Genomic DNA, 22393 nt, shown 5'->3' with positions numbered 1-22393 from the left:
GAAAAGGAGAGTCATGACAAAATGCGACATGTGTTTTCTAAAACCAATCTATTTTTCAGTCTACTGTTAACTGGAATACTGATTGCACTCACTGCGTGTGGAGGCGATGATACGTCGGAAGCAAGTGGTGATGCGGCAAAGAATTTGGATTTCTCCCATTTTTTCCCTTCCTCGCACTTTATGGAAGAAGAAATAAAGCAATTCAGCAAGGATCTTAAGGATAAAACCGATGGAGACGTCAGCATCACATCGTATCCAGGAGCTTCTTTGGCTGAACCGGATAAACATTATGACGCTGCAGCAACAGGATCTGTTGATATAGCCTTGAGTGTTCATGGGTATACGCCGAATCAGTTTCCGTTGACCTCTGTCATGGAATTGCCGTTTATGTCGGAAAATGCGGTTGAAGGTTCCAAAAATTTATGGAAAATTTACAATGAATTTGATGAATTTGATGATGAATACGCTGGCACCAAACCTTTATGGCTATACACCACCGATCCAGGGCAACTCTTCACTGTTGGAAAACAAGTGAAAAGTGTAGAGGATCTGGAAGGTATGAAAATTCGCTCCCCTTCCCCGGAAACAAGTGAATGGCTTGAGGCGCTGGGAGCAACACCGGTTTCCATGCCGATGAATGAAAACTTTGAAGCATTGGAAAGAGGCGTTGTCGATGGCACCATCGCACCTTGGGAAGCTGTCAAAACATGGGGATTGGATGAAGTTGTCGATTATGCTACAATTGGAAATTTTTATTCCACGACCATGTTTGTTGTTATGAACCAAGGAGTCTGGGATGATCTGAGCAAAAAAAATCAAGAAGCAATCAATGAACTGACCGGCAAACGAATGGCGGAAAAAACAGGTGAGCGTTTCGACCAATTCGGCAAAGATGCTGTTAAGCAAGCAAAAGATAAAGGTGTTGAAATATACGAGCTGAGCGACGACGAGCTGAATAATTGGAAAGAGTATATTGAACCAACCATCCAAAATTGGATTGACGATGTAGAAGATCGTGGTCTGCCCGGTCAGAAAGTTTATGACCGTGCTGTCGAATTGAGTAACAAATAGATAGAGAAGGGAATACAATATGTCGAAAATGATCGAGAAATCGGAAAGGTTCGTACAAAAAATTGTACGTATACAGCAGTTCATTTCAAATATATTTCTAGTTTTTATTATGTCCATTATTACAATTGATGTACTCGGTCGTAATATCTTCAATCAACCATTAAAAGGAACATTTGAAATGACAGAACTCGGGGCAGCTTTACTAGTATTTTTTGCTTTAGCCGTAACACATAAACAAGACGATCATATTACAATTGATTTTCTTGTGGATCGCTTTTCTGAAAAAGTTCGGAATGTTATTAATGGCTTAGTGGAAATACTGATAGCCTGTATTGTGTTTTTCATGTCCTTCTATATGTATGAAAATGGTGTCCGCACAATGGAACGAAAAGCGACAACGACTGATTTGGCTATTTCTATTCACCCGTTTATCTTTGTCATTACGTTCGCGCTTATCATCTTTGCCTTAACTGCGATATTCAAAGCATTAACGTACTTCGGATTGGCGGTGAATAAAAAATGAGCCCAGAAATGATCGGATTACTTGGAATCATCGTATTATTTGCCATGTTTTTATTGCGGGTTCCTGTCAGTATTTCTTTGGTATTTGTCGGGGTCATTGGACTTGCTATGATACGTGATTGGGATTCGGCACTTGTTCAATTGGGGACAACGCCGTTTTCCACTGCAAGTTCTTACTCATTAAGTGTTATCCCACTGTTTATTTTAATGGGAATGTTTTTGTCTTATAGTGGTTTCGGCCATGACTTATACAAAGCCGTTGATGCTTGGATTGGACACATTAAAGGCGGACTGGCTATGACCACGATTGGTACCAGTGCATTATTTTCAGCCATCTCAGGATCGGTTAATGCCACGACGGCAACAATGGCCCGTATTTCCCTTCCGGAGATGAAAAAATATCGCTATGACGATGCATTATCGACGTCCTGTGTAGCTGCCGGTGGAACATTGGGGATTCTAATTCCTCCAAGTGTTATCCTCGTATTATACGGCATTTTGACAATGGAGCCGATTGGAGAACTTTTGATTGCAGGGCTTGTTCCTGGACTATTACAGATGGGCTTATTTATGATTGTTATTTACGTCATGGTTATGCGAAATCCGGAACTGGCCCCAGTAAGTGATAAAAAAGGTTTGATGGTGAAAATAAAGTCACTGAAAAGTGTATGGCCTTTTTTTGCATTGTTTGCACTCAGTATCGGCGGCATCTATTTTGGATTTTTTACACCGACCGAAGCTGGAGGCGTAGGTGCATTCGGTGCGCTCGTCCTAGCTATTCTGACAAGACGATTAAGCTGGAGTGATTTTAAAAAATCACTAAATGAAACGACCCATTTAACGGCAACCATCTTTTTTATCTTAATTGGTGCGGATGTTTTCAGTAAATTTTTGGCACTGAGCCGGATTCCCTCAGCCACTACACAATTTGTTGCGAATTTGGATATGCCGGCCGTTCTCATTATGATATTTATTTTACTGATTTATTTTGTATTGGGACTGTTTTTAGAGGGGATTGCGATTTTTGTACTTACCTTGCCAGTCGTTTATCCATTAATAACAACACTTGGTTTTGATGGCGTCTGGTTTGGGGTTGTTATGATTTTGGTCATGAACATTGGATTGATCACGCCTCCACTCGGATTAAGTGTTTATATTATTAGTGGTGTCGCGAAAGACGTACCCATTCAGCGTATTTTCCGAGGTGTCATTCCTATGCTATTTATGATGATTCTATGCCTTGCTTTGGTTCTCATCTTTCCAGAGATTGTCACATTCCTGCCCAAATTGATGTAAAAAACGGAAAAAGGTTGAAAACAACAATGCAAATAAAGCGAATAACATACTGCTATTACCGACCGATTATTTCAAAGAGCCACATGCGATTTTTCCGTATGTGGCTCTTTTCTAGTTCTTATTTTATTTAAATATAATGCTCGTTATGTTATTAAATTGATAGAATTCCATTGCAAAAGCAACTATCGAGAGTGCCGCTGCAAGTATTAAAACAAACAACGGAATGATGCCTGAAAAAAGTTGACTGTTCCGGATTCATACATACTACCTTTATTTAGTTAATCCGTTTTCCGTATCGCTCGAGGAATTATATGTCAATGTCCATCCTGTATACCCAAAAAATACTGTTAAAATCGGAGAAATTAAACAGAAAAAGGAAAAAGGTAAATAAGCCAGAGTGGAAACATCTAACGTCGTTGCCGTAAAAACACCGATCACACTCCAGGGAACCAATGGGTTAATCACTGTACCAGCATCTTCTGCCACCCTTGATAAGTTTTTATTGGCAAGGCCGACTTTTTCATATTGATTCTGGTATGTTTCACCTGTTAACAAAATTGATAGATATTGTTCACCGATTAATACGTTGACAGCGATGGCTGTAAGAGCTGATGCCGTAATAACTTGATACGTTTTCCTCAGTAGATGTTCAATGGATTCAAGCAATGTTGGAATAATGCCCAATAAAAACAGCAAACCACCCATACTCAATGCCAGCAGAATAATACCAATAGTAAATAGCATGCTTTCAATTCCGCCCCGGGTTAGCAATGAGTCAATTTGTTCCACCCCTGTATCCGACACAAAGCCTCCCATAAGAACATCAAACAAATGTTGAATCGATGTGGAGCCATTAATAAATGAGAGGATAATTGCACTTAATGAGCCCGCGGCAAGTGTAAGAATAGCCGGCATTCTGATAATCGAGCATATAAACAACACGGCAAGAGGGATGACAGCGTTAGTCCAATGAATCAGACCCGTGTCCAAAAGGCCAGCTTGAAAATGTTTCATTTGCTCAAAATTTGCATTTTGCAATTGCGGCGAGATAATAGCAAATATAATCAATGTAACAATAAATGCGGGAACCGTTGTCCACATCATATTTCTAATATGCGTAAACAAATCTACATTTAATGTCGTTGAAGCCATGTTGGTTGTATCCGATATCGGTGACATTTTATCACTAAAGAGAGCACCTGATACAATAGCTCCCGCAGTAATTGCTAATGATACATCAACAGCACCTGAAATACTGATAAATGCTACACCGACAGTAGCTATGGTTGTAAGCGAACTGCCAATAAAGAAACCAATAAACGATGTCACAACAAAAACAACGACGTAATAAAAATTTGGCGTAACTAAATTAAATCCTGCATAAACCAAAGTTGGAATCGTCCCGCCCAACATCCAGGACGCCACGAGAATACCAATGAAAAAGAAAATAAATACGGCTCCCATGCCACTTTTAGCTCCTTCGACAATACCTCCTTCAAGTATTTTATAAGATACATTCTTCATAAGTCCATAAAGCACAAGTGCCAAAAGCACAATCGCCAAAGGAACATGTGGGGCTGCGTCCAAAAATATAATACTAGCGCTAATAACCGCTATAATGGCAACGGTTAAAAGAAATGCCTCTATGAAAGAAGGCTTTTGAACAGGCTGAATCCGATACATGTAAACGCTCCCTTACTCAATTTTTACGTTCATTAACCCCACATTAACTATATTACCTTGCCACGCTTTTTTCCAGTCCAAGTTAGGAATTTAAGATACTTTTTCTATATAATGATTCGCCTTCCTCTTCCATAAAGACAGTTTCTTTAGGCTAGTTCCAAAAACAGCTTTTTGGGATTTTCAATCAGGTCTATAAACCGATTGATAAATTCAATAGCGCGTGCTCCATCTGCTACACGATGATCAAATGAGAAAGAAATCGTCATAATAGATCGTATCGCTATTTCATCATTTTCAATCACGGCAGGCTTTTTTTTAGTTTTATGGAAGGAAATAATACCCGTATGCGGTTTGTTGATGATCGGCGTTGCTGCTGTTCCTCCCAATGGTCCAACATTATTGACGGTGAATGTGCTATTTTTCATATCAGAAGGGGACAAATTTCCCTCCTGAGCTTTTTCAGTCAGTGCTTTCATTTCTTTATTGATTGTTTTAATCGTCTTCTTATCAGCATTCTGTATAGCTGGAACCATGACACCTTCTTTTGTATCAGCCGCAAATCCTATATGACAGCTTTTGAACAGTTCAATCATCTCATTTTCCTCATCCAAACGAGCGTTAAAGACTTTATAATCCTGTAATGAAATAACTATAGCCTTAATAAAAAAGGATGTGACGGAAATAGTTTCATCGGATTGCTTTAACTCATCTCGAAAATTAAGCAGGTTTGTGATATCAGCTTCATCGAAATGGGTAACATGTGGAATGGTGTTCCAAGAGTCACTCATCTTTTTAGCAATTTGTTTTCTGACACCTGTCAATGGAACGCTTTCTTTTTCTTGTGACGTACTATTTACAGCTGCATCGCTGTCCGGAAACGTGTCATTAACGGAATCGCCTCCTTGTGCAAAGCGATAAACATCATCATCAATGACTCGCCCAGATGGTCCAGTTCCATCAATTTTTTCAATATTAACCCCCATTTCACGGGCGATTCGTCTTGTATGCGGTGCTGCTCTGATGCGTCGGGGCGGTGAAGAAACAGCTGCTGTGTTCTTACTTGTTTCGGTTTTATTCGAAGAAACGCCTGTTTCTACCTGTTTTGATTCCTCTGTATAAGATGGCTCCTTTTTTTCCTCCCCCGTATTGATTTCCATTAATACCTCTCCGACTGACACTGTATTACCGGTATCGAAATGAATGAATTGTATTGTTCCTCCTGCTGGTGCAGGGATTTCAGCAACCATTTTATCTGTTTGCACTTCAATAAGCGCTCGTTATCCCATAAGTCATGATTTTGCATATAACGTTCCAATCGTGAAACCGGATCCAGACTATTTTGAATCTGTTCCATTTGTTCTTGATCACGGTATTTTGATGGATCATCTGCTGTCGTATGTGCACCAAATCGCCATGTTACGGATTCAATCAGGGTTGGACCCTTACCATTGCGCGCCCGGTTAATGGCTTCTTTTACAGCGATGTATACAGCAAATACATCCATCCCATCAACTCGGATTCCAGGAATGTCATAGGCCTCTGCTTTTTGAGCAATCGTTTCGGAATTCATTTGTTTTTCCACAGGCATGGAAATAGCAAATCCATTATTTTGGTTAAAAAATACGACAGGTGCGCTAAACGTACTTCCCATATTTAGACCCTCATGAAAGTCTCCTTCCGAGGTTGCACCATCACCAAAATACGCAATGGAGACATTTCCAGCGTTCTTATATGTTTCCGCCATAGCTACACCGACGGCATGGGGAAGATGCGTAGCTATCGGTATCGACCCCGGCATGATATGCTTATTTCTGGAGGGCAGGCATCCTTCAAGCCGACCATTCCAATGCATAAGCATTCTATCCATATCAGCACCGAACGCCAGTGATGCACCATGATCCCGATATGTTGGGAACAACCAATCCCCATCATTCATTGCAACTGCACTGCCGACCTGCGAAGCTTCCTGGCCATAGAACGGTACATACGTTCCAATTCGTCCTTGACGTTGCAACGATACACCCTTTCGATCATACGTCCGGATTCGTAACATGTGATAATATAACCATTTTACGTTTTCTTCTGTTATTTCAGTCTGATAGTCATCACTGCTGATATGGCCGTTTTTATCAATTATTTGAAACAAAGGGTACTTTTCCATCATTTAACACCTCACCTTTCCGATCATTATTAATCTTTAACGACCCATTTTTGGCCTGCATTTTCGTGAAAAGAAATTATTAAGATGACATTGTTCATTTAACTTCAATTCACTTTTTTTGTTTGGCAGCTTCCAATGTACATTCATATGCCACCTAGCGCCGGACCAAGTGTTGTATCGTGAATTGCTATAATAGCATGTAATCCGGAATATGGGTCATTGCAGAACATAACCTGTTCATGATTAGCCATTTTTTTGAAATAAGTCCTGTTCCAAAGGTTGTGTTTTTTCAAGATATGTTATATAAGTATCATTCCTTCCTCCACTTTCGCACTATTGGCACATTCGCTAAACATCATTAAATCATTCATTCATACTTTTTTTCACTTTTAGTTCAACTGTTTTTTTAGGAAGAATGGCTTGTTTAACTTCCCCCCTTCCAATCAGACCTTGTTCGTTCTCTATCAGTACTTCCGTTATAACTTTATGATCTGTCATATCAGTTACCGTAGCGGTTATATTGACTTGTGTTCCCAGTCCGGTTGGGGCGATGTGTTTCACGGATACTTCCGCTCCCATACCCTCCTCGTTTTCATCCAGAAATGGTAAAACCAGTAATCGTGATGTCCATTCCATGTGATAGACCATAGCCACGGTTGAATAGACCGGATGAACGACCTCCCCGCCAAATTGAGCGACCATATCCTGTGTTACGGTATCGGTTAAAAAAGTCGAACTCCCCATATGCAAGCCTTTTTTCATCAAATCCTCTCCATATTCCAACATGTCTATAAAGCGCTTTCAAAGACAGAACAAAAAAATAAATCCTAAGAATAATAATATTATATTTAAATCAAATATTCTGTCTACAATGGATAATACACTCTCCTAAAATATAAGTCAACAGTTAACTGTTGACTTTATAATGAATAAAAATAAGCAGATGAATGAAACAAACCAGCACCTGCTTAAAAAATGGATGGCTAATGGTTAATGTGCATTAACACCCCTTCCAACCCTTTTCTTATATGCTCTTTCATTATTTTTTCTGCTGTTTCTTCCTCCCCTTTCAATATTAATTCATATATTCGATTATGCTCCTCAACAAATGAGGGATAAAAGTCACCGTTCACCATACTGTTTCGCATATAATGTATTTTTGTCCGAATAGCTCCTAATAACTGGATAAGTTGATTATTATTTGATGATTGCATAATAATGTCATGAAATTGCTGATCCAATCTACCTAACTCAACACCATCATTCTGTTCAAATGCTTTATTTGTTTCCTCCAAATTATCTGCAATCTGGTCTTTTTGATTATCTGTTATGTTTTTTATCGCCAAAGAAATCGATAAAGTCTCAAGATTTTCGCGGCATTGAAAAATTTCTACGACATCCCGCATAGTAGGTTCGTATACACGGACGAAGCCATTGTTATAGATGAGCAAGCCGTCTTGAATGAGCATTCGAATAGCCTCTCTGACAGGACCTCTGCTTATCCCCATCCGGTCAGCCAATTTTGCCTCGATCACACGTTTCGAAGGTTCATAATCGCCCTTTAAAATTCCTTCTTTTATGATATTGTATGCTTGTAGATGAAGTGACTCATTTTTAACAATTTTATCCATAGTAACCTCCAAGAGTTACGAATATTAAAAACTCTATCTATTGAGGATTTATTGTATCATATAAATACCAAAAGAAAAATCCTCAGTTAGTTGAAATCAAGCAAACTTGGATTTTAAAAATGAGGATAACAATACACGTATATAACTTTGTTTATGAAGAAGTAAAAAAAGGGCTTAAAAAGGTGTTGATCCCTTCTTTAGCCCTAGTATTATAATAATCTGTTTTATTTTAATAACGCCTTGTCCTTACTTAAAACGGGTATGGATATTGCTTTTTTTGTACGTGGGTGTGGCAAATTCGTAAAACTCCATAGACAATCCTATATAACGTTTTTGAAGCAATTCGTCAAAATGGGTTTCCATTGTTTCAAAAAGATCCTCACAAAGCGCTTTTTTATCTTCTTCTGTGCGCCCTTTGGCAAGTTTCAGAGTTGCATGGACAAATGCATCATCTGCTTTACCATCAGCAATAACGTATTCCGAAAACTCCATTGCCCGCATTTTTAAACCACCAGCAGGAATAATATGATGATGGGAAAGGAATACATCATTTAATTTCTGAAGCAGATCAGATATATTTGTTTCATTTTTTATGTTATCGGAATACTCTAAATAAAAATGTGGCAATGTCTATGCCTCCTTTTGTGTTTCAGCCTATTATTTCACAAAAGCTTCGTCACCAATAATGGTACTAACCAGTCTGCCAACGCCTTCTACTTCTGTCACCACTTCATCGCCAACGTTTGTGTCAACCGATCCTTTCGGCGTCCCTGTAAGAATAATATCTCCAGTGTTTAACGTCATAAAACTGCTTAAATACTCGATTAGTTCAGGTACACCAAGAATCATATCACATGTATTTCCTTCCTGTTTTAATTCACCATTTATATATGTTCGTAATGGCAAATGCATCGGATCCTCGATGTCTTCAGCATCCACAAACCATGGGCCCAATGGGGTAAGTGAATCACGGTTTTTGGCACAAAGATTGGGACGATAATAATTTTCCAGATAATCCCTAATAACATAATCATTGGCCACGGTATAACCTGCTACATATTGATAAGCATCTTTTTTATCAATATTTCTTGCTGTACCTCCAATGACCACCGCCAGCTCACATTCATAATGCATAAATGTGACATCTTCCGGGCGATACGCTTGACCAAAATGGCCTGTAAACGTATTAGGACCTTTCAGAAATACTAAGGGTTCTCTTGGCGAAGAATTAAAGGAAAGTTCTTTTGCATGATCTTCGTAGTTCAACCCCAGCGTAAATACAGTCCTTGGCGTCAGTGGTGGTAACCATTCAACATCATGTTCATTCACAAGTCTGCCGTCATTCAATTGAACGGAACCATTTTTTTCAAAAGCGTGATACATCGTTCCCTTATAAACGACACGGGCATGTTTCATTACGTTGTCCCTCCCAGCGCGAGTTCTTCTTTTTGTATCGAGTTTTCCAATGTTCCGACACCGGGTATAGTGATGGTGACGGTATCACCCTCTTCTGCAAGCGGGGCTTCGTCTGAAATACCAACCAATAGTGCATCACCGGCATAAAGGGTCATAAACGATGTGACGTCAGCAATAAGTTTTCCGATATCCCTGATAAGGTTATTAGTGTTATTTTCTTGTTTTAATTGGCCATTGACATAAACTTGTATATTTAAATCATTTGGGTTGTCAATACAGTCCCGATCAACCACCCAAGGACCAACGGGACAGAAGCCATCGCGTGCTTTTTCCTTTATAGCCGGACGATAAACACTTTCATGCGGAATGCTTACGTCATTGACAATAGTATAGCCTTTTATATAATCAAACGCGTCCTGCTCCTTGACTTTGGTTGCCTGCTCTCCCATAACAACAGCCAAGGCAGCCCCCATTTGCAATTGAGAAACATGGCTGGGCAGTGGTATCTCAGTTTTAGAACCAATAATGGTATTAGCAGGTTTTATATATAAAACAGGAGCTTTGGGAGGAGCTTTATATGGATCTTGATTCATTGACGGTTCAAATTTGTCGTACATTCCTTTATCATTAAGCAGTGCGCCGTAAACTGTGCCATTTAATGGTACATCCAATGGAAGCTCATCCACGTTGTATGTTTTGTTTTTTATATTAATCGTGTTATCTTTCCATGATACACTTCCATCATACCATTGCTGAATCCCTTTTAATTTCGTTGTAACATTACTCACCAAAAATCACTCCCTCATATGCAACCATTTATTCGTAACATGCAAGAAAAACAGACCAGCAGTTAAACTGGTCCAAAAAAACGGAATTCTATTAAACTGACTTCTATTATGCATATTCTACTGGTTGATGGCTTCCATATTTTCCACAGTAAAATGTCAATGGATCGCCTTCCTCAAGTTGCAGGTCCATGACCTTTCCAATAAACAGCGTGTGATCACCAACCACATAGGTTCGATCAACATCACATACAACAGAAGATAAAGCATTCTTTATGACTGGCACATCGTTAATCGTATCGAAATCAATTTCTTCGTTCGATTCTTTTTGACCGGCAAAATGCATCGAGATCTTTTGTTGTTCATTAGACAGCACATTAACGGCGAATTTTCCGGATTCTTTAATTTTATCAAGCATAACTGCATTATTATCCACAGATATCGTGATCAATTCAGGATCCATTGATACAGACATAAATGCATTGGCGGTCATCCCACGAGTCTCTGTCTCTACTTTCGTTGTAATCACCGTAACGCCCGTCGCAAACTTTCCCATTGCATTCCGAAATGTTCTTTTATCCATCACCATTCTCCTTTCTTGTTTTTCATGAAGAAACCATACTCTCAACATGCACTTTTTCCAGAAATTCAATTGTCAGTTCTGTTCCCTGTTTAATCCCTGAATCATTTACTAAACATTCATTTTCAGTAAGCTTATTTCGGTAAAACACACCATTGTAAACGCTTTCTCCCACTATAATATTCACATAATACTCACCGTGGCTGGGGAGCAAGTAACGTTCGGAAGCAGCAACTGTTACAAAGTCGCCGTTTTCCCTTGTTACGTTGGCATTCACGCAGTAATTTTCACCCAAATAATGGGGAATACTGGCAACTTTTCCTTCCATTAAAAGTTCTCTTAAAAGTGTGGAACTTATTTTTTCACCCATATAGGTTTTTTTATCAATAACACTCAATTCATAACCACAAGATTGTGACTTATCTCTCAAAAATTGTGTGTCACCTCGTGCCTTAAATCCAAAAGTGAAATCAAATCCAACGACAACATGTTTTGAATGGGTCCCTATAATATAATGATTAATAAATTCTATTGGAGGCAATGATGCAAATCGTTTATCAAATGTAACAACATATAATTTTTCCACACCGTATTCAGCCATTTTTTTAATTTTTTGGGGCAAAGGCGTTAAATATTTTCGATTTTTGTCTCCTTTAATGATTTCATCCGGATGCGGGCTGAATGTCATTGCTGTAAACAAAATCTTCTTTTCTTCCGCCACCTGCTTTGCGTGATGAAGCAATTCCTGATGTCCCAGATGAATCCCATCAAAAAAACCAATTGCCATGACTTGCTCATTTGTAAATGCTTGCTCTATCGGGTGTGATAAATAAACGATTTGCATCCTTGTTTTCCTCCTAAGTCAGTACTGGTACTGTGTCATGATTTAATTCATAAAGCTCGGCATTCTTTGTGACAATGTGCCTTCATCAACTTTCATTTTCTCGCCCGTTTTCACGTCAAGAAATTGCATCGCTTCGTTAAACCAGCTTTCCGGTGGTTCATGTCCCCAGAATGTGGCACGCTGCGGGTCATCCAAATCCCAGCGAATAGGGTCAAAATCAGGATCTCCTGTGAAATAGTCTCCCGTATAAAGTTCCACACGGTTGCCATCAGGATCCCGTAAATAAAGGAAAAAGGCATTTGATAGACCGTGACGACCGGGTCCGCGCTCAATATTAGACGCATATCCCAGTGATCCGAGCACATCACACGTATTAATAACACACATAGGATCACTTAGCCAAAAGCCAGTATGGTGCAGGCGTGGTCCTTTTCCATTCATAAAAGCTACATCGTGAACAGTTGGTTTTCGATATAACCAAGCTGCCCAAACGGAATCGTCATTGGTTGCCGTATATTCTGAACAACGATAGTTTAATTCGTTGGTATAAAAATCATACGCTTTTTGCACATCCGGAACCATGCAATTAAAATGGTCAATCCGCTGCATCTTGGAGCCTTGATATTTATCAAAGTGTTGCAGCATGCGTTCAACTTTATCCATTTTATAAAAGAATTCAACCGGAATACCGGAAACATCCTGCACACGGAGGGCGCGGCCCACCGCATGCTGACTTCCTTCTTCCATCCATACAGGCTCCATTCCTTTAGTCTCAAAGAAGGCGGCCAATTCATCAAGATCGTTTTCTTGGGAAACTTTATAACTAATGACTTCGACACCTGGCTCATTCGACTTTTGTAAAACATAGCTATGGTGTCCCCGTTCTTCCAATCCTCTTAAATAGATATGCCGTTCGTCCGCTTCAGTTTCAATAAACCCCAGTCCATTGACGTAAAAATCTCTTGAAGCATCCAAATCTGTTACATTGATAATCGCACGTGCTGCACGGACGATGTTAAATGAGTGGCTCATTCATTTCCCTCCTTTACGATTGAACCGTTCCCGGCTTTGAGACGTTCATGCTATTTAGGAATTCTTGAACTCTATCTTTATACGGTTGTTTATCATAGTTATCAAAGTAGGTCATACCCATTTTGATTGGATCACCAAAGAAATAATACTCATAATGCGTTTGACGATTTCCGAAAGCACTCATGGTCAAGTCCCATGCCAGACGGAAGATTTGTACACGCTCATACCCTTCCACATTCTTACCTTGCATGGCTCTGTGAAGAATTGGACCAATCTCATCATTATTAAAATCGTCATACGTCGGTAAACTCATTAATCCCGATGCGCCGAGAATTCGAATGATTTCAGCCATCCGTGGATAAATACGTGGATACCAATTACGTGCTGCATCCAGTGCTTCAAAGTCAGGTGTCATCATACCCCACTTATCGATTTGAGCATTATGCTCAGCACGATACAGGTGTGATTTCATAATTTCAAGATTAAGCATGATTTCTGTGCCTTTGTCTTTTACGTGCTGGAATCCATCAATGCCTATGGAATCCATCAGTGTCAGGACAACACCAAGCAAGAATTCTGTTTTCTTAACGCCTTTTGCAACAACCTGATGAGACATATGAGCAACAGCATTTGTTTCGCCAAAGGCACGGTTGCAAATGGACGAGTTTTCACATATAAATACACGGTCCCAAGGTACTAATACATGATCAAAAGATACAATGGTGTCGCCTTCTTCAAAATTCGAGCTTAATGGATGATCAAAGTTATTTTTATCTTGGTCAAATGACTCACGTGACAAGAATTTCAGTCCTGGCGCATTATTAGGAATCGCAAAGGCAAGGGAATACGGGTCATCGAGTTCGCCTGACTTTTTAACAGTAGACGGGAAGACGAGAATTTCATCCGTAATACCGCCTTGCGTTGCCAATAGTCTGATACCATCAACAATAATTCCTTCGTCAGTTTTCTCTTCAAGATGAAGCGCCACATTCGCATCATTTTGCTCAGCTTGCATTTTAGCTCTATTAACTTGCGGATGGATCAGTGTGTGCGTCAAACTGATATCATTCTCACGTGCATATTCCGCATAGTTTTTAGCGTTCTCCGCAAACATCGGATCGCCCTCAGCAAAAAATTCATTAGCTTCACCCATGGCCATTACATCAGCATTCAAGTAATCTGGTGAGCGACCCATTAATCCGTTAGACAAGCTTTGCCATTCCATAATTGCTTCACGTCTCTGGATTAAATCATCAATTGTCTTTGGTGTCATGAAGGTTTTGCCAACGCTATTTCCAGTATTTGGATTAGTGTAAAGCATTTTTTCCGGTTTTTCATGTTGCAAATCATATAATTTAGCCATTGATTGAATAGCATTTTTAAATGCAGGATGCTCAGTGACATCGTTTACTCTTTCACCATGAATGTACACATTGTTATTCGCTTTCTTTAGCCGATCAATATATTGCTGTCCTGTCTTTGCTGGCATATATTTTTCCTCCTTTTAATGTTCTTCATTATTGTTTCTTGCCGAATTGGGGTATATGATGATCAGTCAGCGCCACATGAACAACTTGTGCTTCTGTATAAAAATCAAATGCATAATGCCCGCCTTCTCGGCCAATACCACTTGATTTGGAGCCTCCAAATGGAACACGCAAGTCACGGACGTTTTGGGAATTAATCCAAAGCATTCCGGCGTCAACCCCCTGAGCAACCCGATGACCACGCTGAATATCCTGTGTCCATACATAACCTGCCAAGCCATAGTCAATATCATTAGCCAACTCGATCACTTCATCTTCATCTTTAAATGTCATTACCGTTAAAATCGGTCCAAATATTTCTTCCTGAGCAACAGTTTTATCATTTGTTGCATTCAAAATCATGGTTGGTGGAATAAAGTTGCCACTTTTCATGCTTTCGGGAACGTTTCCACTCACGACTTCCGCTCCTTCTTCTTCAGCGATTTCCAAATAACGTTTAACATTCTGATAATGTGTTGTTGAAATTAGCGGTCCAACCTGTGTTGTTTCATCCATTGGGTCTCCAACCACAATATTTTCAATACGTTCCTTCAACGCTGATACAAAATCCTCGTAAATGGACTCATGCAGGAACAAGCGCGAGTTGGCCGTGCAACGTTCCCCATTGAATGAGAATATCCCCCATGTGCAAGCGTCCAATGCACGTTCAAAGTTTGCATCGTCAAAAACGATTATCGGGGATTTACCGCCCAGCTCCATGGAATACCGTTTTAATGTGTCTGCTCCGTTTTTGGTAATTTCGGAACCAGTGGCTGTTTCACCAGTGAACGAAATCAGTTTGACATCTTCATTGGATACCAGAGACGCTCCGGCCGTTTCGCCAAAGCCATGAACAACATTGAATACACCGTCCGGAAGCCCGGCTGAGTCGATTAATTCTGCTAATCTATTAGCTGTTAGCGGAGACCATTCCGCCGGCTTTAATACAACGGTATTTCCAGTTGCCAGTGCTGGAGCAAGTTTCCATGTTTCCAACATAAATGGAGCATTCCATGGTGTGATTAAACCTGCGACACCAATCGGTTTATGAATCGTATAGTTAATAAATTGGTCATCCACTTGATAGGCTTCCCCGTTCAAACGACTTGCGACCATTTCTGCATAAAAGCGAAAGTTCCGGGCGGCCCGGGCAACCATTTTTTTCGTTTGACTAATCGGCAATCCTGTATCATAAGATTCCAACGGAGCAATATCCTCGATATTTTCATCAATAACATCAGCAATTTTTTTGATATACTCCAGCCGATCAGCCACTTTCATCTTGCCCCATTCACCTTTAAATGCTGCATCAGCGGCTGCCGCTGCTTTGTCAATATCCGATTTGTCACCTTCAGCTACCTGGTTAATTTTTTCATTCGAGTAAGGACTGACGTTTTCAAATTGTTTTTTCGATTCCGCATCCACAAATGAACCATTGATATAAAGTTTGATATCCTTAATATCCACGTTTTCAGGTAGTTTTTGTTTGACTGGTTGTTGTGTCATGTGCACATTCACTCCTTAATCAGGTAATTCGTTTATTTGTTTGCGGCGGCATCTTTTAGTTCGGAACCATAGCTGTCCAGTACACTCTTGATCTCGTCTTGTACTTCTTTTGGCGGAACATCCATCGGCATTCTCAATGTCGGGTTGATCTTTCCTAACATGCCCAACGCTGCCTTGGCCGGTGCCGGATTTGTATCCTTGAACAGGACATCATTTAATGGCATCAAATCATAGTGCAAGTCTTGCGCTCGTTTGATATCGCCTTCATTCCATGCATTATGCATTTCGGCAACTTTTGTCGGGGCAACGTTAGCGGTTGCACTAATCGACCCCGCCCCACCAATAGCTAACATTGGATAGCATAACAGTTCGATACCAGAGTACAGCAGGAAGTCCCGACCGCATTTGAGCAATACACGGTTGACATGTTCAAAGTCTTTATTGGACTCTTTAACACCAATAATGTTCGGGCATTCCTGACTTAATTTAGCCAGCGTATCCACGTGCAAGTTCACCGCAGTTCTACCCGGAATATTATAAACGATAATCGGAAGGTCTACTGAATCCGCAACCGTTTTATAATGTTTAAACAAGGCTTCTTGGTTTGGTTTATTGTAATATGGAACGATAACGAGTGCCGCATCTGCTCCAATTTCATAAGCTTTTTTCGTTAAATACATTGTTTCATCGTGGTTAGTGGAACCTGTGCCCGGTAAAAATGGAACTCTGCCGTCGATTGCTTTTATCGCTGTTTCCATAACCTGCACCCGTTCTTCGGTGGTTAAAGAGCTCGGTTCACCACTTGTCCCTGTAACGGATATAGCATGACTACCGCTTTTAATTTGCCAATCTATCATATTTTTCAATGCATCAAAGTCGATGGATCCGCTTTCATGAAAAGGTGTAATAACAGGAACAACAGAAGCTCCCCGAATACGTTGTTTCACAGCGTCAATATTCTCCATTCGATTTGCCTCCTTTGAAATAATTAGAATTTTTATTTCTGAGTTAATAATACCACATTAGAAAATATATTAAAAATATCTAAAATATTATTCTAACATATAAAAAAAGTATACATAATGTTTTGATTTTTAGTATCATATGTTCGTCTTTGCATGTGAACATTGAAAAAATAAAAGATGTTTTATATAATGTTATAAATATCTGATGATATTATTTTATATATTTTTCATATACAATGAGGTGTCATCCATGGATATACGTCAATTGAATTATTTTTATACCATTGCAAATGAAGGTCAAATTACCCGTGCAGCAAAGAAGCTCCATATGGCACAACCACCGCTCAGCCAAACGTTAAAATCATTGGAAGATGAATTGGGGGTTACACTTCTTGAACGAAATGGGCGACAAATGGAATTGACAAAGGCTGGGATGGTTCTTTATGAAAAGGCGGAAAATATATTTCATTTTTTGGATGAAACGGCAATGGAAGTAAAAGAAACAGGCAAAGGCTTTAAAGGAAAACTTTCCATTGGCTGTGTAAAATCTTGTTTTTCAAAAGTAGTTCACCCCATAAAAGAATTTCGGAGTCAGTTCCCGGAAGTTAATATCGATTTACGGGAAGGAGATACGTCCCGGCTTACGGAATTGCTTCATAATCGAGAGATCGATCTTGCTGTTGTGCGACATCCGTTAGAAATGAAATCGTTTTCATCGCACGATTTATCTGATGAAGATTACGTCGTTATTGCTCCCGAGTCTTGGCATTTAGGTAATTACGAAAATGAGATTTCATTGAATGAACTGGCCGGTTTACCACTTTTACTCCTTCATCGAATTACTGGTGTAGGGCAATACGAAGTCATTATGAACCAATTTGAAAATAAAGGACTAGAACCAAATATTGTTGGTGAATGTCCTGATGTTGATATGATTTTAGGACTGGTCCATGAGGCAATTGGTGCAACCATTATTCCGGAGTCCGCTATTAAGGAACGACATCAGGACAACATAAGAAAGTTACAAATTAAGGATACAACGATCATTTCTAAGTCCTCCATCATTTGGTTAAAAGATCGCTATATTTCAAAAAGTGTCAGAAGCTTTATTGACCTATTTTAATTTCGAATTCCATTTTCTAATGTTTAACGAACTTCGGGATAGGGAATTTTCCAACAAACCTTATAAGGAGTGGTATATTGTCTAAAGTAATACCAGAAATCACCTTGCATGATGGCTTTCAAATACCTTCGATTGGGTTCGGCACCTTCAGATTGAGAGGCAATGATGGTGCGGCTGCCGTCGCAAGCGCCATCAATCATGGATACCGTTTAATTGATTCAGCCTACAATTATGAAAATGAGGGAACAGTAGGTGCGGCGCTTCAGCGGACATCTATACCTCGTGAGGAATTACGCATTACATCAAAGCTTCCTGGTCGTTATCACACTTACGATCAAGCAATCAAGACGATTCAGGAATCACTCTATCGAGCAAACCTTGATTATTATGATTTATACTTAATTCACTGGCCCAACCCAATACAAGATCAGTACGTGGAGGCGTGGCAAGCTTTGATTGATGCAAAAAAATGGGGATTGATCCGCTCCATTGGTGTTTGCAATTTTCTTCCGGAGCATCTTGAACGGCTTGAAAAGGAAACAGGCGTGCTGCCAAGTATCAATCAAGTTGAATTACACCCTTTCTTTAATCAAAGAGAACAGAGGACATGGCATGAACAACATGGTGTTGTAACAGAATCATGGAGTCCTTTAGCCCGGACGAATAACATATTTAATAACAAAACCATTAACGATATTGCGGCCAAACACAGCAAGTCCGCTTCACAAATTATTTTGCGCTGGCACTTTCAGCATGGTGCTGTTGCCATCCCGAAATCAGCATCAATCAGCCGGCAATTGGAAAACATCGCTATTTTTGACTTTGTGTTGGATGATGTTGATATGACGGCATTGGACAAATTGACACGTGAAGATGGCCGCATGAATGACCAAAATCCAGCTGTGTACGAAGAGTTTTAAGCCAATGGATTCAAACAAACTGTTCCACCTTTACATGATATTCGGCATTTAAGCCAGACTATGAGTAAAGGAGGAATAAGATGAGTACTGATAAAGGCAAGAAGAAAAAAAATAAAAGCAAAGAAGAATTAAATGATATGAAAGGCGGTAAAGAACGACACCGCCGGAATCGTTCTTAACTCAGGGCAAGTGTTTAGTAGAACCTGTTTCATTGTAATATGCTCACCTAAAAAGGTGGGCATATTACCTCAAAAGGCTTTAATTATTTATTATCGGTCCCATCTTCTTCTTCGTTCTCATTGGCTTTCTGGAATAAAGCTTCCGGAATCATTTCGAAACCCTCAATCACCGTGTTTTCTTCCACTTCAATCATTAAACAGCGTTTCCCATTCCATTCAACTTGACGTACATAGCTTAAGTCTTGCGGACCAATGGAGATATCCGCTACTTTTGTCTTTATTTTAATCGACTTGGAAGAATATTTTGGGACAATGTTACTTGCTTTTAACTCATACGACTCATCATCAATCACTGTTTTAAATGCTGACTCCACTTTTTCTGTATTGACATCTTCTACGCCACTCACTTTTAAAACATTTTCTACATCTTTGTAGTCTAATTTCGCTACATCATCTTCCTCTTCATTTTCTTCCACAGCCCGATGAATCTCTTCATAGACATTTGAAAGTGTTGATGTATTAATTTGGTCACCCGCTACCTTTTTGACAACTTCCTCAAAAACAAGCTTATCCTCTTCGGCAGTTACGACCTCTTCCGCATTTAAGACGTCTTCTATGAAATGATAATTCGGTTCATTCGCTTTCCCTGCCGAATAAAGTACGTGATTAACATCCGTAGCATTATCCGTAAAACTGGGAAATAGAAATCCTGATATAGGAGCCTTCAGGTTAATAATGGGATCTACGACGACATTATATTTGAACTCCTTTTCAACATAATCAAACAGTAATTCCTTTTTCGGATCTTGTGTTTTATTCATGCTACATAAAATAAAGGGATGGGAATAAACCGTGTCGCGCTCATTTTCTTCCGCCTCTTCATTTCGTTTCATTGGTTTCATATATTCCCCTCGTATAAAGGTTACAACAACATCCATTTCATATTGCTTGTCTTTCAGCATTTTCTCGACCAGTTGAAGCATATGACGCTTCCATTCTTCCGTATCATTACTTAAGAGACCGTGGTGGAGAATGAGCTGACTGTTATTTTCCACATCGCTTTGGAACTTCAATTCAAATAACTTTTGATCCAACTGGCCTGATAGTACTTTTTTAAAGTTGTCTAAAAATAACTCTTTCTGTTCATCTTCCAGCAAATCAAATGATGAACTTTCCTGGTGATAAATGTCACTCGATTCTTTCATAATGTACACATTAAATATTTCGCTAATTTTTAATAAGTCATTATTCACTTTGAATTGTTTTCGAAAGTGTGCGATATCATTTTTGTTCAATAGTGTTCACTCCTAAGCTAGTGATCAATATATATTGCAGAAGTACGCTGATGTTTGTTATGTGAAATTCTATTATATACTCCTGGACAAAGATAAGTCGATACAATTCCAACAATAATTCCAGCTATGACGTCTGTTGGATAATGATGCCCCACGTACAATCTGAATTGCTTTTCTGTTTTTCGCGGGTTTAGTTGGTGTTCCCGTCGGTTTATCCCCATAAAAAAGCACTTCCTTCGTGGGAAGCGCGGGTGGTTAAACGACTAGCCTCCTGACGTCTACCCATAATTGAACGTAAAAAAGACGGTATCTAGTCGCCTAAATACCGTCAGTAAGCCTTTATATCGATACCGGTGGTGGGGCTCGAACCCACACTCCCGTAGGAACACGATTTTGAGTCGTGCGCGTCTGCCAATTCCGCCACACCGGCATATGGGTCAATTCATGGAGGCGGTAACCGGATTCGAACCGGTGATAGAGGTTTTGCAGACCTCTGCCTTACCACTTGGCTATACCGCCAAAAGGGAAATAAAAGAAAAAATGGAGCGGAAGACGGGATTCGAACCCGCGACCCCCACCTTGGCAAGGTGGTGTTCTACCACTGAACTACTTCCGCATATAATGGCTGGGCTAGCTGGATTCGAACCAGCGAATCACGGGATCAAAACCCGATGCCTTACCGCTTGGCTATAGCCCAATATTATAAAGTGAAGGGGCGACCGGTGGGGATCGAACCCACGAATGCCGGAGCCACAATCCGGTGCGTTAACCACTTCGCCACGACCGCCATAATGTATATTATGGCAGGGGTAGCAGGAGTCGAACCCGCATCAAAGGTTTTGGAGACCTTCGTTTTGCCATTAAACTATACCCCTATTAAATATATGGTGGAGGGGGAGGGACTCGAACCCCCGAACCCTGAGGGAGCGGATTTACAGTCCGCCGCGTTTGGCCAACTTCGCTACCCCTCCATACTGATTAAGAAGGTGGCTCGAGACGGAATCGAACCGCCGACACACGGATTTTCAGTCCGTTGCTCTACCGACTGAGCTATCGAGCCGCAAACAACAATTTTATGTAATAATAATTATTTAAATGGCGGTCCGGACGGGACTCGAACCCGCGACCTCCTGCGTGACAGGCAGGCATTCTAACCAACTGAACTACCGGACCAGTTTGAATAACTTTGGTTGCGGGGGCAAGATTTGAACTTGCGACCTTCGGGTTATGAGCCCGACGAGCTTCCAGACTGCTCCACCCCGCGATGTATGAACTATGGTGGAGGATGCAGGTCTCGAACCTGCGACCCCTTGCTTGTAAGGCAAGTGCTCTCCCAGCTGAGCTAATCCTCCGATGCACGATAAGTGCAAATGTTACAAGACTTATGCCTTCATCTAAAACATTTAAGTGAAAGATGACCCGTACGGGATTCGAACCCGTGTTACCGCCGTGAAAGGGCGGTGTCTTAACCACTTGACCAACGGGCCATAATTAAATTGTAATGGCGGAGAGCGAGGGATTCGAACCCTCGAGACCGTGATAACGGCCTACACGATTTCCAATCGTGCTCCTTCAACCACTCGGACAGCTCTCCATGGCTCCACAGGCAGGATTCGAACCTGCGACCGATCGGTTAACAGCCGATAGCTCTACCGCTGAGCTACTGTGGAATAATCCAAATGGTATCGCCTGGCGGCGTCCTACTCTCGCGGGGGCAAAGCCCCAACTACCATCGGCGCTGGAGAGCTTAACGGCTGTGTTCGGCATGGGAACAGGTGTGTCCTCTCCGCTAATACCGCCAGACCTAAGTTGTGACAATCAACGATAATGGATGCCCAAACCCGATATTTATCAAGGC

At 40.5% G+C, this 22393-nt stretch carries 21 protein-coding genes, 14 tRNA genes and 1 rRNA gene; 5 read left to right on the top strand and 31 right to left on the bottom strand.

The features are described 5' to 3' along the window. The first annotated feature begins 21 nt into the window (after positions 1 to 21). Genes ACZ5Q7_RS07525 through ACZ5Q7_RS07515 form a run of 3 tightly spaced genes read left to right on the top strand, consistent with a single transcriptional unit; the run spans position 22 to position 2889 of the window. Positions 22 to 1071, top strand: coding sequence for a TRAP transporter substrate-binding protein (locus tag ACZ5Q7_RS07525; protein ID WP_343752381.1), 1050 nt, complete (start codon positions 22 to 24; stop codon positions 1069 to 1071). A 19-nt stretch (positions 1072 to 1090) separates the two neighbouring features. Continuing rightward, positions 1091 to 1594, top strand: a complete 504-nt coding sequence (locus tag ACZ5Q7_RS07520) for a TRAP transporter small permease (protein WP_343752382.1) — start codon at positions 1091 to 1093, stop codon at positions 1592 to 1594. Beyond that, positions 1591 to 2889: a TRAP transporter large permease gene (locus ACZ5Q7_RS07515; RefSeq protein WP_343752383.1), complete on the top strand. Its 1299-nt coding sequence runs from the start codon at positions 1591 to 1593 to the stop codon at positions 2887 to 2889. Before ACZ5Q7_RS07520 ends, ACZ5Q7_RS07515 begins: the two co-directional genes overlap by 4 nt. A 270-nt stretch (positions 2890 to 3159) precedes the next feature. On the opposite strand, the gene nhaC is transcribed toward ACZ5Q7_RS07515, so the two are convergent. The 14 genes from nhaC to hpaI all read right to left on the bottom strand — a co-directional run bounded on the left by nhaC (position 3160) and on the right by hpaI (position 17018). Then, positions 3160 to 4572, bottom strand: a complete 1413-nt coding sequence (gene nhaC, locus ACZ5Q7_RS07510) for a Na+/H+ antiporter NhaC (RefSeq protein ID WP_343752384.1) — start codon at positions 4570 to 4572, stop codon at positions 3160 to 3162. A gap of 146 nt (positions 4573 to 4718) precedes the next feature. Next, entirely contained in the window at positions 4719 to 5819 is a 1101-nt protein-coding gene (locus ACZ5Q7_RS07505; RefSeq protein WP_425542365.1) for a dihydrolipoamide acetyltransferase family protein, read from the bottom strand. Then, positions 5729 to 6736 carry a thiamine pyrophosphate-dependent dehydrogenase E1 component subunit alpha gene (locus tag ACZ5Q7_RS07500; RefSeq protein ID WP_343752386.1) on the bottom strand — a complete coding sequence of 336 codons (1008 nt, stop codon included), beginning with the start codon at positions 6734 to 6736 and terminating at the stop codon, positions 5729 to 5731. The genes ACZ5Q7_RS07505 and ACZ5Q7_RS07500 overlap by 91 nt, the downstream gene beginning before the upstream one ends. A 360-nt stretch (positions 6737 to 7096) precedes the next feature. Beyond that, on the bottom strand, positions 7097 to 7495 hold the full coding sequence (locus ACZ5Q7_RS07495) for a thioesterase family protein (RefSeq protein ID WP_343752387.1): 399 nt from the start codon (positions 7493 to 7495) through the stop codon (positions 7097 to 7099). A 221-nt stretch (positions 7496 to 7716) separates the two neighbouring features. After that, positions 7717 to 8364, bottom strand: coding sequence for a GntR family transcriptional regulator (locus tag ACZ5Q7_RS07490; protein WP_343752388.1), 648 nt, complete (start codon positions 8362 to 8364; stop codon positions 7717 to 7719). A 246-nt stretch (positions 8365 to 8610) separates the two neighbouring features. Continuing rightward, positions 8611 to 8991 carry a 5-carboxymethyl-2-hydroxymuconate Delta-isomerase gene (locus tag ACZ5Q7_RS07485; protein ID WP_343752389.1) on the bottom strand — a complete coding sequence of 127 codons (381 nt, stop codon included), beginning with the start codon at positions 8989 to 8991 and terminating at the stop codon, positions 8611 to 8613. 30 nt (positions 8992 to 9021) lie between these two features. After that, positions 9022 to 9780, bottom strand: a complete 759-nt coding sequence (locus ACZ5Q7_RS07480) for a fumarylacetoacetate hydrolase family protein (RefSeq protein WP_343752390.1) — start codon at positions 9778 to 9780, stop codon at positions 9022 to 9024. Beyond that, positions 9780 to 10568 (bottom strand): fumarylacetoacetate hydrolase family protein, encoded by a 789-nt coding sequence (locus tag ACZ5Q7_RS07475; protein WP_343752391.1) that lies wholly within the window; start codon positions 10566 to 10568, stop codon positions 9780 to 9782. Before ACZ5Q7_RS07475 ends, ACZ5Q7_RS07480 begins: the two co-directional genes overlap by 1 nt. A 106-nt stretch (positions 10569 to 10674) precedes the next feature. Beyond that, positions 10675 to 11148 (bottom strand): flavin reductase family protein, encoded by a 474-nt coding sequence (locus ACZ5Q7_RS07470; protein WP_343752392.1) that lies wholly within the window; start codon positions 11146 to 11148, stop codon positions 10675 to 10677. 22 nt (positions 11149 to 11170) lie between these two features. Then, positions 11171 to 11989, bottom strand: coding sequence for an FAD synthetase family protein (locus ACZ5Q7_RS07465; protein WP_343752393.1), 819 nt, complete (start codon positions 11987 to 11989; stop codon positions 11171 to 11173). Positions 11990 to 12031: 42 nt separating this feature from the next. Continuing rightward, positions 12032 to 13021, bottom strand: coding sequence for a 3,4-dihydroxyphenylacetate 2,3-dioxygenase (gene hpaD / locus ACZ5Q7_RS07460; RefSeq protein ID WP_343752394.1), 990 nt, complete (start codon positions 13019 to 13021; stop codon positions 12032 to 12034). Positions 13022 to 13034: 13 nt separating this feature from the next. Continuing rightward, positions 13035 to 14510, bottom strand: coding sequence for a 4-hydroxyphenylacetate 3-monooxygenase, oxygenase component (hpaB, locus tag ACZ5Q7_RS07455; RefSeq protein WP_343752395.1), 1476 nt, complete (start codon positions 14508 to 14510; stop codon positions 13035 to 13037). 28 nt (positions 14511 to 14538) lie between these two features. Continuing rightward, a complete protein-coding gene (gene hpaE, locus ACZ5Q7_RS07450) occupies positions 14539 to 16053 on the bottom strand; it encodes a 5-carboxymethyl-2-hydroxymuconate semialdehyde dehydrogenase (protein WP_343752397.1) in 1515 nt (504 codons plus the stop codon). A gap of 32 nt (positions 16054 to 16085) precedes the next feature. Next, positions 16086 to 17018: a 2,4-dihydroxyhept-2-ene-1,7-dioic acid aldolase gene (gene hpaI, locus ACZ5Q7_RS07445; protein ID WP_343752398.1), complete on the bottom strand. Its 933-nt coding sequence runs from the start codon at positions 17016 to 17018 to the stop codon at positions 16086 to 16088. 250 nt (positions 17019 to 17268) lie between these two features. On the opposite strand from hpaI, the gene ACZ5Q7_RS07440 reads away from it, so the two are divergent. Together ACZ5Q7_RS07440 and ACZ5Q7_RS07435 are read left to right on the top strand one after the other, a co-directional pair. Then, entirely contained in the window at positions 17269 to 18141 is an 873-nt protein-coding gene (locus ACZ5Q7_RS07440; protein ID WP_343752399.1) for a LysR family transcriptional regulator, read from the top strand. Positions 18142 to 18218: 77 nt separating this feature from the next. Beyond that, entirely contained in the window at positions 18219 to 19061 is an 843-nt protein-coding gene (locus ACZ5Q7_RS07435; RefSeq protein ID WP_343752400.1) for an aldo/keto reductase, read from the top strand. 262 nt (positions 19062 to 19323) lie between these two features. Here ACZ5Q7_RS07435 and ACZ5Q7_RS07430 read toward each other — a convergent pair whose 3' ends face one another. From ACZ5Q7_RS07430 to rrf, 17 genes are all read right to left on the bottom strand, one after another. Further along, on the bottom strand, positions 19324 to 20535 hold the full coding sequence (locus ACZ5Q7_RS07430) for a DUF4317 domain-containing protein (protein WP_343752401.1): 1212 nt from the start codon (positions 20533 to 20535) through the stop codon (positions 19324 to 19326). Between the two features lie 17 nt (positions 20536 to 20552). Continuing rightward, the gene (locus tag ACZ5Q7_RS07425; protein WP_425542364.1) at positions 20553 to 20756 is read right to left on the bottom strand and encodes a phosphatase PAP2 family protein; all 204 of its coding nucleotides are present in this window, start codon (positions 20754 to 20756) and stop codon (positions 20553 to 20555) included. A gap of 127 nt (positions 20757 to 20883) precedes the next feature. Then, a tRNA-Leu gene (locus tag ACZ5Q7_RS07420) sits at positions 20884 to 20965 on the bottom strand. Between the two features lie 15 nt (positions 20966 to 20980). Next, positions 20981 to 21054: transfer RNA gene (locus ACZ5Q7_RS07415), tRNA-Cys, on the bottom strand. Positions 21055 to 21076: 22 nt separating this feature from the next. Further along, positions 21077 to 21151, bottom strand: a tRNA-Gly gene (locus ACZ5Q7_RS07410). A 6-nt stretch (positions 21152 to 21157) separates the two neighbouring features. Beyond that, positions 21158 to 21232: transfer RNA gene (locus tag ACZ5Q7_RS07405), tRNA-Gln, on the bottom strand. A 17-nt stretch (positions 21233 to 21249) separates the two neighbouring features. Beyond that, positions 21250 to 21322 (bottom strand) — tRNA-His (locus ACZ5Q7_RS07400). Between the two features lie 14 nt (positions 21323 to 21336). Next, a tRNA-Trp gene (locus tag ACZ5Q7_RS07395) sits at positions 21337 to 21410 on the bottom strand. Between the two features lie 10 nt (positions 21411 to 21420). Then, a tRNA-Tyr gene (locus ACZ5Q7_RS07390) sits at positions 21421 to 21506 on the bottom strand. Between the two features lie 16 nt (positions 21507 to 21522). After that, positions 21523 to 21595 (bottom strand) — tRNA-Phe (locus tag ACZ5Q7_RS07385). Positions 21596 to 21631: 36 nt separating this feature from the next. Next, positions 21632 to 21708: transfer RNA gene (locus ACZ5Q7_RS07380), tRNA-Asp, on the bottom strand. 14 nt (positions 21709 to 21722) lie between these two features. After that, positions 21723 to 21799: transfer RNA gene (locus tag ACZ5Q7_RS07375), tRNA-Met, on the bottom strand. Positions 21800 to 21811: 12 nt separating this feature from the next. Beyond that, positions 21812 to 21887, bottom strand: a tRNA-Val gene (locus ACZ5Q7_RS07370). A 63-nt stretch (positions 21888 to 21950) separates the two neighbouring features. Further along, positions 21951 to 22022, bottom strand: a tRNA-Glu gene (locus tag ACZ5Q7_RS07365). A gap of 15 nt (positions 22023 to 22037) precedes the next feature. After that, a tRNA-Ser gene (locus tag ACZ5Q7_RS07360) sits at positions 22038 to 22129 on the bottom strand. Position 22130: 1 nt separating this feature from the next. Further along, a tRNA-Asn gene (locus ACZ5Q7_RS07355) sits at positions 22131 to 22205 on the bottom strand. 17 nt (positions 22206 to 22222) lie between these two features. After that, positions 22223 to 22338, bottom strand: a 5S ribosomal RNA gene (gene rrf, locus ACZ5Q7_RS07350). Between the last annotated feature and the right edge of the window lie 55 nt (positions 22339 to 22393).

The sequence above is a fragment of the Lentibacillus halophilus genome (assembly GCF_055395055.1).
The sequence above is the reverse complement of the archived record's forward strand: the minus strand, read 5'-3'. Positions and strand labels throughout refer to the sequence as shown.